Origin of the sequence: Paenibacillus shenyangensis (assembly GCF_000346635.1) — a bacterium.
GTDB lineage: Bacteria > Bacillota > Bacilli > Paenibacillales > Paenibacillaceae > Saccharibacillus > Saccharibacillus dauci.
Genome location: NZ_AOIG01000017.1, coordinates 172,373 through 186,147 on the forward strand (window position 1 = coordinate 172,373; position 13,775 = coordinate 186,147).

Genomic DNA, 13,775 nt, shown 5'->3' on the forward strand with positions numbered 1-13,775 from the left:
ATCACATAAAAAGACAGTACGGAAACAAGCGATAGATTGCAGTATTACCTTGATTCCGTTAAGCTTCGACCTCTATAATAGATAGTGCTGCATTTATCGGCTGCATGAGCATAAGAATAATGCTACTTTGGACTCGGGAGGATTTTATCATTATGTTATTCAAATCAAAAGGCAACAAGCTTGCGATGATTACCAAGCTGGCTGTTGTCGGCGCATTAACCGTATCGATCGGATCAGCTTCATACTCTATGCCGCAGGTACAAGCGGCAGCCAGTGAAAAGCCTGCTGTTATTACGATAGCCGGTCAGGAAATCAACTGGTCGACAGCACCATTCGTAATGAATGGCACAACTATGGTACCGCTGCGTGAAGCAGCCAGTGCACTCGGAGCAAAAGCTACCTGGGATGCACCGACCCGTTCGGTAGTGATGTACAGCAATGGAGATACCATTGTACATACACCGAATACAGCAGTGATCACATTGGACGGATATACGATACAAATGCCGGAACCATCCCGGAACGTGAACGGAACGATGATGGTACCTGCACGTTTTCTGGCAGATGCTTTTAAAGCCAAGCTCACCCTGAATTCTACACCGGAACTGGCAACAATCAATCTGACGCCGGATCAGGCAACAGTGATGAGCAGCTCTGCGAAGACGGTAGATGACTATTTGCAAAAACAGGGCTATTCCGGTCTTGCACTGGTTGCCTACAAAGGCAAAGTGGTGCTGAAAAAAGGATACGGACTATCCGGCGGACAAAGTACAACTGATCCGAACGGCATTTCCCGGATTGCTTCACTGAGCAAATCCTTTACCGCTTCTTCGATCATGAAGCTGGTTGAACAAGGCAAAATCAATCTTGATGACAAGCTGACCAAGTACATCCCGGATTTCCCGCGTGGTGACGAGATGACTATTCATATGCTGTTGTCGCATACAGCTGGATTCAATTCCAACTTTACCCGCGGCGAAGGTGTAACGCTGCAGGATACGGTGAATGAGATCAAGACCAAGCCGCTGCGTTTTGAGCCGGGTACGACGTTTAACTATAGTAATCAGGGATATGTACTGCTCGCTTATATTGTAGAGCAAGTTTCCGGCGAGACCTACGGACAATATATCCAGCATACTTTCCTCGATCCGCTGAATATGAAGGATACTGGCGAAGCGACACCAGAATCCAAAACGATCAAAGGTTATGTTAAAGACAAAGCTACCGATGAATGGACCGAAGCAGGCTATTACGCTTCCCAATCGGGTACGGGAACATTTTACTCCAGTCTGGATGATATGATGAAATGGTATCGTTCCTTTTCCAATCATACGATTCTGAGTGAGCAGACGATCGACCGGATGTTCACTCCATATTCGGAGCTCAAGCCATACGGCTATGCATTCCTGATCAAGGATGTAGCCGGCAAACATACCATTTACCATAATGGCAGCGGTACCGGTTATGCGACAGGATTTACGTATAATCTGGATGATGATGTGCTCGTTGTTCTGCTTGGTAACCACTATGGTATGGATATCGCAACTATGCTGACGGATACCCAGACTCTGGCCAATAAAGCGCTCGTTAAATAAAGCATACTTTTTGAATGAATGAGGCTATCTGTCAGCCTCATAAGCAAAGACCGTTCTCCTATGAGGGAACGGTCTTTTTGTCATCTACACTAGAGATATAATCCAGAGAGTAAGAGGATAAGATTATAAAAAACAGAGGTTCTACGATATTTGACATTCCCCGAATATTGGAACATTATAATGGTCAAAGTCCTTATTTTGGATACAAGATTTCTACTACGCAGCGCGTCTGGCCGAGAGGAGCCTATACAATGAATACGATTGTAAACTATGCGCATCGTGGAGCTTCGGGCTATTGTCCGGAGAATACGATGGCTGCTTTCAAAAAAAGCCTGGAGCTTGGAGCTACAGGTATCGAGACGGATGTACAGATGACCAAGGATGGACGTCTTGTACTGATTCATGATGAGAGCGTACAGCGTACGACCGGACAATCCGGAGAGATCAAGGATCTGACTTACCGCCAGATCACCGAACTGGATGCAGGATCATGGTACAGCAGTGAATTTGCTGGTGAACGTATTCCCACATTGGGGCAGCTGCTGGACTGGATTGAACCTACAGGAATGATGCTTAACGTGGAATTGAAGAATAATATGGAGCCTTATGAAGGTATGGAAGAGAAAGTTATTGCTGCGATTCGCAAGCGTGGACTCTCGCAGCGGGTGCTGATCTCCAGCTTTAATCATTATTCGCTTGTGATCTGCAAGCGCATCGCCCCGGAGATCCAGACAGCGATTCTATATGGAGAGAATCTATTTGAGCCATGGAAATATGCGCGAAGTATTGGAGCTACTGCCCTGCATCCGTACTACAAGTTTATGAATGACCGTATGGTACAGCAGGCGGCCGACCAGAGTGTGATGTACAATCCGTTTACGGTAAATGATCCTGCCGAGATGCGCGAACTGATTCGGATGGGTGTCAGTGGCATTATTACAGACTACCCGGATCGCCTGCATGAATTACTGCAGACTTCTACTGCGGGACGCTAAGTGAAAATGATCTTTTATTTAAGCCATAGTATATGTAATGCAAATAAATGATTGTTAAGTAACATAAATATCTACATAAAAAAACGCTTTATACCGTTGATAACGTATAAGCGTTTTTTTGTGTTTTGGTGACAATATAGACACCAAGCTTTTCAAGCGTAATAGAACAAGTTACAATAAACTGTACTGGAATTAGAGGTCATACCATGGAGACCAGCAATGAGAAAAATACGTATTGGACGCTATCTTAAGCTAAACACAATCCGGCTCCTTCGACTTCGAAAAGGAGCGCATCAGGTAGCGGTAGGATTTGCAGTAGGACTCGTCCCCAGCTGGTACCCGCTTCTAGGGGTCGGTCCGCTGTTGTCGCTTGGATTAAACAGGCTGTTTAAAGGTGCTTTGCCGGCCGCTATCTTTGCAGCATCACTTGATTCCTTTATCTGGCCGCTTACCTTTTTTATGAATTATCATACCGGACATTTTCTGGTGACACTCTGGAAGTCGGCCAGTCTGCCTTCCCACATGCCCAATGTACGGATTCCGGATTGGCCCGAAGATTATATGCAGCCGATTCATCATGCCCATCGCTGGCGGGATGCGGGTATTGACTTTGGCGTAGGTGCTGCGGTAAACAGTCTGATTTTTGGCATTATTATTTATGTCGTAATCAAATGGGTTATGCTTCGCTACCGCGAACATCTGCTGCAGATGCTGCGCGGCAAAAAATAAATCCTCCTGCATTATACAGGCACACATACGGGTAATATACTATAATCTGCATTTGCTATCCCAGAACCCAATCCTACTAACTGTAATAACAAAGGAGGAACATCCGTGAATTTTGGAGCCCGCATGCTGAAAACCGGAATTGCGGTTACGCTTGCTTTATACGCTAGCTCCTGGCTTAATCTGACGCCGCCCGTTATCGCGGCTATCGCTGCTATTTTTGCTATGCAGCCATCTATCTATCGATCATTCCGTTATTTCCTGGACCAGATCCAGACCAATACACTGGGAGCGATTCTTGCCCTGCTGGGTGGAATGGTATTTTCCAATGAACCGATAGCGGTCGGGCTGATGTGTATAGTTGTCATCATGATCTGTCTGCGGCTGAATATGGGCGATACGATCGGTCTGACGCTGGTTACAGTCATTTCTGTCATGGAAGTATCCGGTCAGGGACAATGGCAGTTCGCTGTCAATCGCTTTACCCTCAGTATTATCGGGATTGTATCAGCGTTCCTGATTAATATACTGGTTGCTCCACCCAAGCCGCTGGGACAGTTCAAGGCACAGATCGAGACGACATTCAGTCGTTTATCCCTGCTGCTGCGTACAGCCGTATCGGATGAAATCAAGGAAACAGTCTTCCGCGAAGAGAAACGGGCATTGGAAGGGGCTATTCAGTCCTTGTCCGATAAATACAATCTGATGGAAGAAGAGTCCAAAAAACTCAAAAAAGCTTCGCTTAGCCGTCAGCGACATCTGGTCGTCAACAAACAGATGGTCACCTCACTGCGCAAGGGAAATGATGTATTAACGGCGATCGAACAGCATTATTTTCAGGCGGAGCGAACACCGGAGATTGATGAATACTTTGATGCCCATCTGGAACAGTTGATCAAATTCCATGAGCACATCCTGCTCAAACTGAATAATAAAATCAAAAATAATAACAGTGAAGCAGAAGAAGTCGAAGAAGCCAATGACAAATTCCTCGATACGATGATTGAACGCTACCAGGAGAACTTTGGCGGTGTGCTGAGATTGTCGATCGTAGCTGCAGTGATGTATGATTATGGTTATCAACTGGAGCGGCTGAACCGTCTCGTCGATCATCTCGAGTCCACCAGTCACCGTGATACAGATGATGATCAGGACGGCGCCAAATCCAAGCCTGCACGACGCACTTTTCCAACCTGGCCCTGGAAGTAATCTTCCGGGACCAGCAATACTATGGATTCGGTTCAAAGGAGACAAACGGGAATGACAACAAATGTTCCTTACGCTTTAGAAAATTCAATTGGTTACAAATTGGCAATCGCTTCACGACTGACGAACAATCGCTTAAACCAGCAATTCAGGGATGCCGGCTATCCGGTGACCCATGAGCAATGGATACTCATTTCCTACCTGTGGAAAAGAGATGGACAGACCCAGAACCGTCTCGCCCGGTTATCCCGCAAGGATCAGCCTAGCGTATCCAGACTGATCGATAATATGATCCGTCGCGGTATGGTTACCCGTGTCCCTCATCCTGATGATCGGCGTACTAATCTGATCTATTTGACGGATTACTGTCGCAGTATTCTGGATGATCTGGCTGCCAAAGCTACCCAGACGATCGAAGAAGTATTTAACGGTTTCAGCCGTGAAGAGCGCGAGATTACACTGGGATTGGTAGACCGTATTATCAAAAATATGGACTAATCTATATCCAGCAGATTATAAACATGCCACTTATTGGATGTTATTGCTTTCAACCAGGGCATAGAATAGAGTACAAGGAACCTTATTATAGAACAAAGCATATAACAACTGAAAAACACTTCTTTTATCCTGAAATGGTTATAGTCACCATATAACAGCAACTTGATCGTGATTCAGCAGATAGGAGTACCATCGGCGTTCTGGCCTCCCGGCTTATCAACCCTTACTCTTTACCGGAGTAGGCGGTTAATAAGTCGGGAGTTCTTTTTCTTGGAGAAGGCTGAATTTTTATTATGCGGGATGCTAATCTGTTCAGAAGCTGGGCAGACAGGTGGTTCACTGTGCAAATTTTTGAATAATAAGGTATAGTAGAAGATATGTGAGTTTGAATAAAGTGAATACAGCAGCTATAATGCTGCTTGATGTTGAGTGCAAAGGAGATTAAGCATGATTGCAAAAACAGAACAGGATATTGAAGGTTTGAAAAAAGTAGGCAAAGTCGTAGCGATTATTCGTGACGAATTGAAAAATATGGCGAAGCCGGGTGTACGCACTATTGATCTGGATCTGCGTGCTGCCGAGTTGTTCGAACAATATGGTGCTGTATCTGCACCGAAAGTAACGTATGACTTTCCGGGTTACACCTGTATCAGTATTAATGAAGAAGTGGCTCACGGAATTCCGGGAGAACGTGTTATTCAGGAAGGCGATCTAGTGAATGTGGACGTATCGGGTTCACTCGATGGCTATTTCGCCGATACCGGTGTATCTTTTGTCGTAGGTAAAGGCGATCCAAGATTGACTGCTCTATGCGAAGCCTCGATCCAGGCATTCGATGCAGCTGCCAAAAAGATCAAAGCAGGCTCCAAGCGCAGCAATGCCGGCAAAGCCAGCCACAATACAGCTCGCAAACTGGGCTTTACCGTAATTACCAATCTGACCGGACATGGAATTGGCAAATCGCTGCATGATGAGCCCGAGTACATTCTGAGTTATTATGATCCTACCGATAATGATCTGTGGAAAGAAGGATCTGTTATCGCTTTTGAACCATTCGTGTCTACCAAGGCAGAAGAAGTATACGAAGGAAGCGATGGCTGGACGCTCAAAACCGATGATGGCAGCTATGTTGCCCAGTATGAACATACCCTGATTATTACCAAGGGCGAACCGATTATTTTAACCAAATAACCGCGCCATGATAACTAAAAAAGCCGCATGACCGAGTATATTCAGTCGTGCGGCTTTGCTATTTGCAATTTATAAAAGAAAGTCGTAAAATAAAAAATGCTCTGCAAAATGGCAGAGTGTTGTAAATGAGCATATTTTAATATGATAATATCACACATTCATATAAATGTCAAATATAAATTTGAACGCCTGATTTACACCTGATTTATAACCAGACATAGACAAGGGGATGGCGGCATGGCAATAGAAGATCAAGATTGGCAATTAGAGCAGGATCGTGTTAATGATGTAACAAACAAGATTAATAGCAAAATCCGTGTGCTGGAGCAGCAGGTCGGTGAGAGCCGGGGCGATGTAGTCGGAATGCGTAAAGATTTTTGGGATGAAGTATCCATTAACTTCAGTGAACAGGATGATGTTGGTGAGACATCGACGAGTTTGCGTCAACAGTCTCAGGTATTGTCCGAGCTGGAGCTGAGCCACCGTCGTTCCAGCCTGACACTCGACAAACTGCGTCGTCTGTCCAGTTCGCCGTATTTTGGTCGGATCGATTTTAAGGAAAAGGACGGGGGTCCGGCAGATCGCATCTATTTGGGGATCGGATCGTTTCTGGATGAGAATGAAGAGGACTTCCTGATTTATGACTGGCGTGCGCCGGTATCAAGTCTGTATTATGATGGTGCGCCTGGGCCGGCTTCCTACCGTACACCGGTAGGCGCTATCGAAGGCGAGATGGAACTGAAGCGTCAATTCGTAATCCGTGATGCCAATATCAAGGTACTGTTTGATACCGGTGTAACGATCGGGGATGAACTGCTGCAGCAGGTACTCAGTCATACGGCCGATAACCAGATGAAAAATATCGTAGCTACAATTCAAAAAGAGCAAAACAGCGTTATCCGGAATGATCGCAGCCGCATGCTGATCGTGCAGGGAGCAGCTGGCAGCGGCAAGACTTCAGCAGCGTTGCAGCGGGTTGCCTATCTGCTGTATCGCTATCGTGAAAGTCTGCGCGCCGATCAAATGGTATTGTTCTCTCCAAACTCGATGTTTAACAGCTATGTATCGACGGTTCTACCAGAGCTGGGCGAAGAAAATATGCTGCAGACTACATTCCAGGCGTATCTGGAAGTGCGAATCGGACATGAATTTGATCTGGAAGATATTTTCTCACAGATGGAATATTTACTGGCATGGTCGGAGGATGATGGACACCCGGCACGTGTACAGGGGATTCGCTACAAATCCTCGGCTGATTATTTCCAGACGATTCGTCGTTATGCCGATCTGCTGCTGCATGAAGGGATGAGCTTCCGGGCTGTTCGGTTCCAGGGAAGCGAGATTGTATCCAAACAGCAGATGATGGATCAGTTTTATAGTTACGATTCGGCAGTGAAGCTGGGCAATCGTATTGAACTGCTGCGGGATTGGCTGCTCAAGGAAGTGAATGACTTTGGCCGCCGTGAGCGCAAGGAACCATGGGTGGAAGAACAGATTCAGACGCTCAGTACGGATGATTATCATCGTGCTTACACGATGATGCGCCGCAAGCAGAAGAATAAATCCATTTCCTTTGATGATTTCCAGCTGGAGGCGGAGATGGCTGCGCGCATGGTTGTGAATAACTGGTTGAAGCCGCTGCGCAAATGGGTTAAACGATTGCGCTTTATTGATCTGAGCGGTCTGTATCGTCGTCTGTTTACCGATGAAGAACTGTTTGCACGTGTCAATGGCGGTACACTGCCGGAAGGCTGGCATGAATTCGGTCCACAAACGATCAGCCGTATGCAAAAGGGTGAACTGGCATACGAAGATGCAACGCCGTATCTCTATCTTAAGGAACATCTGCAAGGATTCCGTTCCAATACGTCCATCAAGCATATGATTGTGGATGAAGTGCAGGATTACTCACCGTTCCAGCTGGAATTTATGAAGCGTCTGTTCCCAAGAGCGCGCATGACGGCACTGGGCGACCTGAATCAGGCGATCTATAGCCATAACTCGGTATTTGATGAAGAAGAACCGCTGCTTGAGCTGTATGGCAAAGAGAACACCGAACTGATCCGTCTCACTCGCAGCTACCGTTCCACTTACGAGATTGTTGATTTTACCCGTCAAATGATTCCGGGCGGCGAGCATATTGTTCCTTTCAATCGTCGCGGAGACAAGCCTGTCGTCTCACTGTATAACGACCGGGAAGAGATGCATCAGGATATTGTGCGCAATATCCATCATTTGCAGCAGCAGGGATATCAGTACACGGCGATTATCTGCAAGACCGAGAGCGAATGTACCGAAGCCTATGAAGCGCTCAAAGATCAGATTACCATGCGTAAAATGACCAAAAACACGCCGATATTTGAAAAGGGAACGATCATTATTCCTGCTTATCTCGCCAAAGGTGTGGAGTTTGATGCAGTTATTCTATATGATGCTTCCCGTGACCGCTATAATCGTGAAGCCGAGCGCAAGCTGTTTTATACAGCCTGCACGCGGGCAATGCATCTGCTGTATCTGTATGCGATCGAAGAACCTACGCCGCTGATTGAAGATGTGAGTACGGAGAGTTATGTACTGCAGGATTATCGTGCTTGACTAGACATACATGGAATAAGAATGCATCCAGAACAATCTAGAACAAATACAGTCATGCCGTTAGAATAGTAGTATGTTTTTGTGATACAGCTTCATAATTGTAAAATAAGAGGGAGAAGGATGAATTATTCATCTTTCTCTCTCTTTGTATACAGGATGGAATAGGCGTACTCGCTATCCGAAGGAGAATTAGAAATATCCACATAATAGAAAAGAGGATAGACCTATGAACCAAAGACAACAGGCGAAAATCATGCTGCAGCAGTGGCTGATCGTCGAGTGCATAGCCAGGACAGATCACAGGTATACGCTTCATGCCATTGATTTTCAGCATGACGGCAGATTCAGCTGGACAGGCTGGGACAATATAGAGAAACTGCTGCAATTCCGGATTCCTGTTCGCTGCAAAACAGGAGGTTCCCGTATCCGGCATCAGCACTGTGCCAAAATCGCCAGCAAAGCAATCTGGCTCTCCCTCGATGAGAATCAGTACGAGGAGCTGGAACATCTATTTTACCAGCCGGTGTCCCGTGCCCGTTGGAAATCTTTTTTGCATCGATTGGGAAAAGATTCGATTCCGGAGCAGGTAGCTGACAGCTTGATTCAATAGTATGACTCAACCGTTAACATCCATTAGTTCTGTAATCAGCGCAGGAGTAGCTGTAGTCACCTGTTTGCGGTATCGTGAAGGCGTGCATCCTCGATGCTGCTTAAACACCGATATAAAGTAGCTGAGGCTGTCAAAGCCTACTTCGAGCGAGATATCCACAATCTTGCGATCGGTCGTCTCCAGCAGTCGGCAAGCTTGCTGGGTACGATAGCGATTAATATAATCGACCGGACTTTTTTGGGTCAGACTTTTGAAGAAGCGGCAGAAATGGCCTTCACTCATATTAATCAGCTCCGCCAGATCACGAAGCCGAAGCGGCTGCTGATACTGCTGATGTATATGTCCCAGTACCAGCTTGAGGCGCTCGATTTTGTCGCTGGCTGCTGTAAAGGGAATAGGCTGTTGATCCATATTTTCGATCATCAGCGAGATCATCAGATACAGATAAGCTTTGGTTTTCAGCTCAAAAGCAGTAGTGCGTGTCTCATTGATATGAATAATCTGCTGCAGCAATATGAGAATCTCTGCTTGCCACTCCTGATCATGAGTGAGATGAACGGGCAGCTGAATCTTACTCGTGAGCAGAGGGTCCAGATAGCTGGCCTGTACGGTATCATACGAGGGACTGTTAAGCAGGGACATGCCAAATACAGTGGCTGCAAAGCTGCAGGATTCTGCACCCATCTGATAAGCGGTATGAATCTCGCCACTGTTAACGAATACAGCTTCGCCTGCTTTGACTTCGTAAGCCTGTGTGCCAATCTGGAACATTGCTTTTCCGCCGGTGACGAGTATAAACTCGGGCTCCTCATGCCAATGGCATTCCAGAATAGTCTCTTCCCGCAGATCATCCATAAAATATACACTTACCGGATACATGCGGCTGCCATGAATCCGGTTTTCTTTTAGCTTATCCCGGATCGGTTCGAAACTGTTCAATTGATCATCCTCCTGTCTGCATCTGTTTCTATAGTCTATATCTATTTTTACTCATATCTACGGCTGCATTCATATCTTGATCTGTCTAGGTATCTTATCCATACCTGTTTGTTAGCAACCTGAATAAAGTAGACAGTCCATCACAGTTGTACAATCACAAAATATCAAAATACTGCTACTATTTGTCAAAATAAAAGAAGAAAAGCGCTTTCTTAATCAATATTATTATACATAGATCAAGATTACACAAGTGTTCATCAGCAATCGATTACTAAATATAGATTTTAGTGGAGGGAAATACTCATGAAATTCACAGATGGTTACTGGCAAATTCGCAAAGGCTACCATATGCAGCACCCTGTCGATATCCGCGATATCGTACGCAAAGATAACGAGGTCACTCTCTATGCAGCAACCAAGCGTATCGAACGCAAAGGGGATACCCTCAATGGCGCGCTGATCAAAGCTACGCTGAGCTCGCCTATTCCCAATGTAATCAAAGTAACGTTCAATCATCATAAAGGGGGCCTCAATCTGTCACCACAGTTCGAACTAGCCCAGCAGGATCACAATCTGGTGATTCAGGATGACGAGCAGGCGCTGACTGTGCAAAGTGGTGAACTGAAAGCTACCGTTACCAAGAATACAGGCTGGAATATCAGCTTTGATTATAACGATCGTCATTTGACCGGTAGTGTACATAAAGGACCCGGATATATCAACGGACCGGAAGATAGCATCTTTTTCCGCGAACAGCTGGAGCTGGGTGTAGGCGAGTATATTTATGGACTCGGCGAGCGCTTTACTCCGTTTGTGAAGAACGGGCAGACCGTAGATATCTGGAACGAAGATGGCGGTACAAGCAGTGAGCAGGCATACAAGAATATTCCATTCTACCTGTCCAGCAAAGGGTACGGCGTATTCGTGAATCATCCGGAAAAAGTATCCTACGAGATCGCTTCCGAGAACGTATCCAAAGTACAGTTCAGTGTGGAAGGCGAGACGCTGGAGTACTTTATTATCGGTGGCAGCAATCCCAAGGAAGTACTGGATAACTATACGACGCTGACCGGTAAGCCTGCACTTCCACCGGCATGGACATTCGGTCTGTGGCTGACGACTTCTTTTACAACGGATTATGATGAAGCAACAGTTAATCATTTTGTAGATGGTATGGCAGAGCGTGACCTTCCATTATCCGTATTCCATTTTGACTGCTTCTGGATGCGTGAATACCAGTGGTGTGATTTCAAATGGGATGAGCGTATGTTCCCCGATCCGGAAGGCATGCTGAAGCGCCTCAAAGACAAAGGACTTAAAATCTGTGCCTGGATCAATCCGTATATCGCCGAGAAATCCTATCTGTTCGACGAAGGCATGGAGAATGGCTATCTTGTGAAACGCAAAGATGGCAGCGTGTGGCAGTGGGATCTATGGCAGGCAGGCATGGGTCTGGTAGACTTTACGAATCCAGCCGCTGTAGATTGGTACAAGAGCAAGCTGAAAGTACTGGTTGATCAGGGCGTAGATTCCTTTAAAACCGACTTTGGCGAGCGGATTCCAACTGATGTTGTCTATTATGACGGATCCGATCCGGTAAAAATGCACAACTATTATACGTTCCTGTATAACAAGGTTGTATTCGAACTGCTCGAAGAAACGCTGGGCAAAAATGAAGCAGCATTATTCGCCCGTTCGGCAACAGTAGGCGGACAACAATTCCCTGTTCACTGGGGTGGAGATTGTTCATCCACATTCGAATCGATGGCAGAATCGCTGCGCGGTGGTCTGTCCCTCGGCGTATCCGGATTCGGCTTCTGGAGTCACGATATCTCCGGCTTTGAGATGACAGCAGCACCTGCGGTATACAAACGCTGGGTACAATTCGGTATGCTATCTTCCCACAGCCGTCTGCATGGTAATGAATCCTATCGTGTCCCATGGTTGTTCGATGAAGAATCGGTCGATGTCCTGCGTAAATTTACCAAGCTGAAATGCCGCTTGATGCCGTATCTGTTCGATGCAGCAGTGACTGCTTCCGAACAGGGAACACCAATGATGCGTCCGATGGTGCTGGATTATTATCAAGACCCTGCGACCCACATGCTGGATCGTCAGTACATGTTCGGTGATTCCCTGCTGGTTGCTCCGATCTTCAATGCTGAAGGCGCAGCTTCCTACTATGTACCGGAAGGACAATGGACCAATCTGCTGACTGATGCTGTGGTACAGGGCGGACGCTGGTACAATGAGACCTATGATTATATGAATATGCCGGTACTGGTGAAGCCGGGTAGCATTATTGCTATGGGTCTGGAAGACAGCAAGCCGGACTATGACTATACCGATGGTGTAGAACTTCATATATACGGACTGGAAGAAGGACAGAGCTCTGCGATTCGTCTGGTACAGATCAGTGGAGACCATGCCGCTGACGTTACAGCTGTTCGCCAGAATGGAACGATTGAAGTATCGGCGTCAGGTACACTGACCAACTGGTCTGTTGTACTACACGGAATCGAGAACGCTGCTTCTGTACAAGGAGCATCCCAATCTGCAGGTGAACAGGGCTCAGTCTTTGCAGCAGAAGGCGACAAAATCACGATCACACTGTAAACAGGGATAAGGAGCGCGTTGGGCTGCAGCAATGTATATTGTTGTACAGCCATCGTAATCTGTATGACTATATAAGTTTAAAAAAGCAGCTATGGAGCATCGACTCTCCATATCTGCTTTTTAATCTACCCTGCACCCTGCTTCCACAGTTTCGGTCTTTTTTTGGTAATATTTGAAATGAAAGAACATTCGTTCTATAATAATGACAGCATTATGAAATATAGACATACGCATTATTTACATACTATTTACCGATCATGATGCTAGTTCATACACAGAGGAGATTACGAATGAGACTACAAAAAATCCAAAGTACCCGTACAAATAATTTTAAAGATGAACAAATGCTGGAGAAAATTATGGGAGTATGGCAGGCATCCCAACCGCAGATAGCACAGCAGCAGGGAGCAGTATATGGTGTTTATCATGAGTATGATAATGATTACAAAGGAGATTATTCCTTAACGATCGCGGTAGAAAGCCAGCAGGATGACAGCGATGCGCTGGAAATATCCGAATCTGCAGCTTATCAAGTATTTCCGGTAGATGCAGCTGATGAACAGGGTGTAATCAAAGCCTGGAAAAATATCTGGAAACTGGAGGAAGAAGGCAGCCTACATCGCGCTTACACGTTGGATTATGAGAAGTATGATACAGATGGTGCCAAATCCATTTATATTGCACTGAAATCCTGATACTCTTCCTATAAGTCTCCATTACTTGCTGCTATATCTCTAGGCAGTACATTCCAGTAGGCATTATACAAAAAAGGACTTCGCATACTAAACTGTACCCTACAAGATG

Annotated in this window: 11 protein-coding genes; 10 read left to right on the forward strand and 1 reads right to left on the reverse strand. The window is 45.9% G+C overall.

All coding sequences use genetic code 11. The features are described 5' to 3' along the window. The first annotated feature begins 152 nt into the window (after positions 1–152). The 8 genes from H065_RS0115030 to H065_RS27920 all read left to right on the forward strand — a co-directional run bounded on the left by H065_RS0115030 (position 153) and on the right by H065_RS27920 (position 9,416). On the forward strand, positions 153–1,595 hold the full coding sequence (locus tag H065_RS0115030) for a serine hydrolase domain-containing protein (RefSeq protein WP_017813906.1): 1,443 nt from the start codon (positions 153–155) through the stop codon (positions 1,593–1,595). Between the two features lie 251 nt (positions 1,596–1,846). Beyond that, positions 1,847–2,590 carry a glycerophosphodiester phosphodiesterase gene (locus H065_RS0115035; protein WP_017813907.1) on the forward strand — a complete coding sequence of 248 codons (744 nt, stop codon included), beginning with the start codon at positions 1,847–1,849 and terminating at the stop codon, positions 2,588–2,590. Between the two features lie 219 nt (positions 2,591–2,809). Continuing rightward, positions 2,810–3,319, forward strand: a complete 510-nt coding sequence (locus H065_RS27045; RefSeq protein ID WP_017813908.1) for a DUF2062 domain-containing protein — start codon at positions 2,810–2,812, stop codon at positions 3,317–3,319. A gap of 105 nt (positions 3,320–3,424) precedes the next feature. Beyond that, on the forward strand, positions 3,425–4,525 hold the full coding sequence (locus H065_RS26030) for an FUSC family protein (protein ID WP_017813909.1): 1,101 nt from the start codon (positions 3,425–3,427) through the stop codon (positions 4,523–4,525). A gap of 51 nt (positions 4,526–4,576) precedes the next feature. Continuing rightward, the gene (locus tag H065_RS0115050) at positions 4,577–5,020 is read left to right on the forward strand and encodes a MarR family winged helix-turn-helix transcriptional regulator (protein ID WP_017813910.1); all 444 of its coding nucleotides are present in this window, start codon (positions 4,577–4,579) and stop codon (positions 5,018–5,020) included. 447 nt (positions 5,021–5,467) lie between these two features. After that, on the forward strand, positions 5,468–6,211 hold the full coding sequence (map, locus tag H065_RS0115055) for a type I methionyl aminopeptidase (RefSeq protein WP_017813911.1): 744 nt from the start codon (positions 5,468–5,470) through the stop codon (positions 6,209–6,211). Positions 6,212–6,448: 237 nt separating this feature from the next. Then, a complete protein-coding gene (gene helD / locus H065_RS0115060) occupies positions 6,449–8,806 on the forward strand; it encodes an RNA polymerase recycling motor HelD (protein WP_017813912.1) in 2,358 nt (785 codons plus the stop codon). 226 nt (positions 8,807–9,032) lie between these two features. Continuing rightward, on the forward strand, positions 9,033–9,416 hold the full coding sequence (locus H065_RS27920) for a hypothetical protein (protein ID WP_017813913.1): 384 nt from the start codon (positions 9,033–9,035) through the stop codon (positions 9,414–9,416). A gap of 6 nt (positions 9,417–9,422) precedes the next feature. Here H065_RS27920 and H065_RS0115070 read toward each other — a convergent pair whose 3' ends face one another. Next, entirely contained in the window at positions 9,423–10,355 is a 933-nt protein-coding gene (locus H065_RS0115070; protein ID WP_017813914.1) for an AraC family transcriptional regulator, read from the reverse strand. Positions 10,356–10,658: 303 nt separating this feature from the next. On the opposite strand from H065_RS0115070, the gene yicI reads away from it, so the two are divergent. Both yicI and H065_RS0115080 read left to right on the forward strand, forming a co-directional pair. Beyond that, the gene (gene yicI, locus H065_RS0115075) at positions 10,659–12,971 is read left to right on the forward strand and encodes an alpha-xylosidase (RefSeq protein ID WP_017813915.1); all 2,313 of its coding nucleotides are present in this window, start codon (positions 10,659–10,661) and stop codon (positions 12,969–12,971) included. Positions 12,972–13,261: 290 nt separating this feature from the next. Then, on the forward strand, positions 13,262–13,666 hold the full coding sequence (locus H065_RS0115080) for a GyrI-like domain-containing protein (protein WP_017813916.1): 405 nt from the start codon (positions 13,262–13,264) through the stop codon (positions 13,664–13,666). Positions 13,667–13,775: the final 109 nt, after the last annotated feature.

What these genes read in the sequence shown, in the direction of transcription:
- yicI (WP_017813915.1), top strand. Translation starts at nt 10,659, where the DNA reads ATGAAATTCACAGATGGTTACTGGCAAATTCGCAAAGGCTACCATATG.
- H065_RS0115080 (WP_017813916.1), top strand. Translation starts at nt 13,262, where the DNA reads ATGAGACTACAAAAAATCCAAAGTACCCGTACAAATAATTTTAAAGAT.
- map (WP_017813911.1), top strand. Translation starts at nt 5,468, where the DNA reads ATGATTGCAAAAACAGAACAGGATATTGAAGGTTTGAAAAAAGTAGGC.
- H065_RS0115050 (WP_017813910.1), top strand. Translation starts at nt 4,577, where the DNA reads ATGACAACAAATGTTCCTTACGCTTTAGAAAATTCAATTGGTTACAAA.
- H065_RS27920 (WP_017813913.1), top strand. Translation starts at nt 9,033, where the DNA reads ATGAACCAAAGACAACAGGCGAAAATCATGCTGCAGCAGTGGCTGATC.
- helD (WP_017813912.1), top strand. Translation starts at nt 6,449, where the DNA reads ATGGCAATAGAAGATCAAGATTGGCAATTAGAGCAGGATCGTGTTAAT.
- H065_RS0115030 (WP_017813906.1), top strand. Translation starts at nt 153, where the DNA reads ATGTTATTCAAATCAAAAGGCAACAAGCTTGCGATGATTACCAAGCTG.
- H065_RS0115035 (WP_017813907.1), top strand. Translation starts at nt 1,847, where the DNA reads ATGAATACGATTGTAAACTATGCGCATCGTGGAGCTTCGGGCTATTGT.
- H065_RS27045 (WP_017813908.1), top strand. Translation starts at nt 2,810, where the DNA reads ATGAGAAAAATACGTATTGGACGCTATCTTAAGCTAAACACAATCCGG.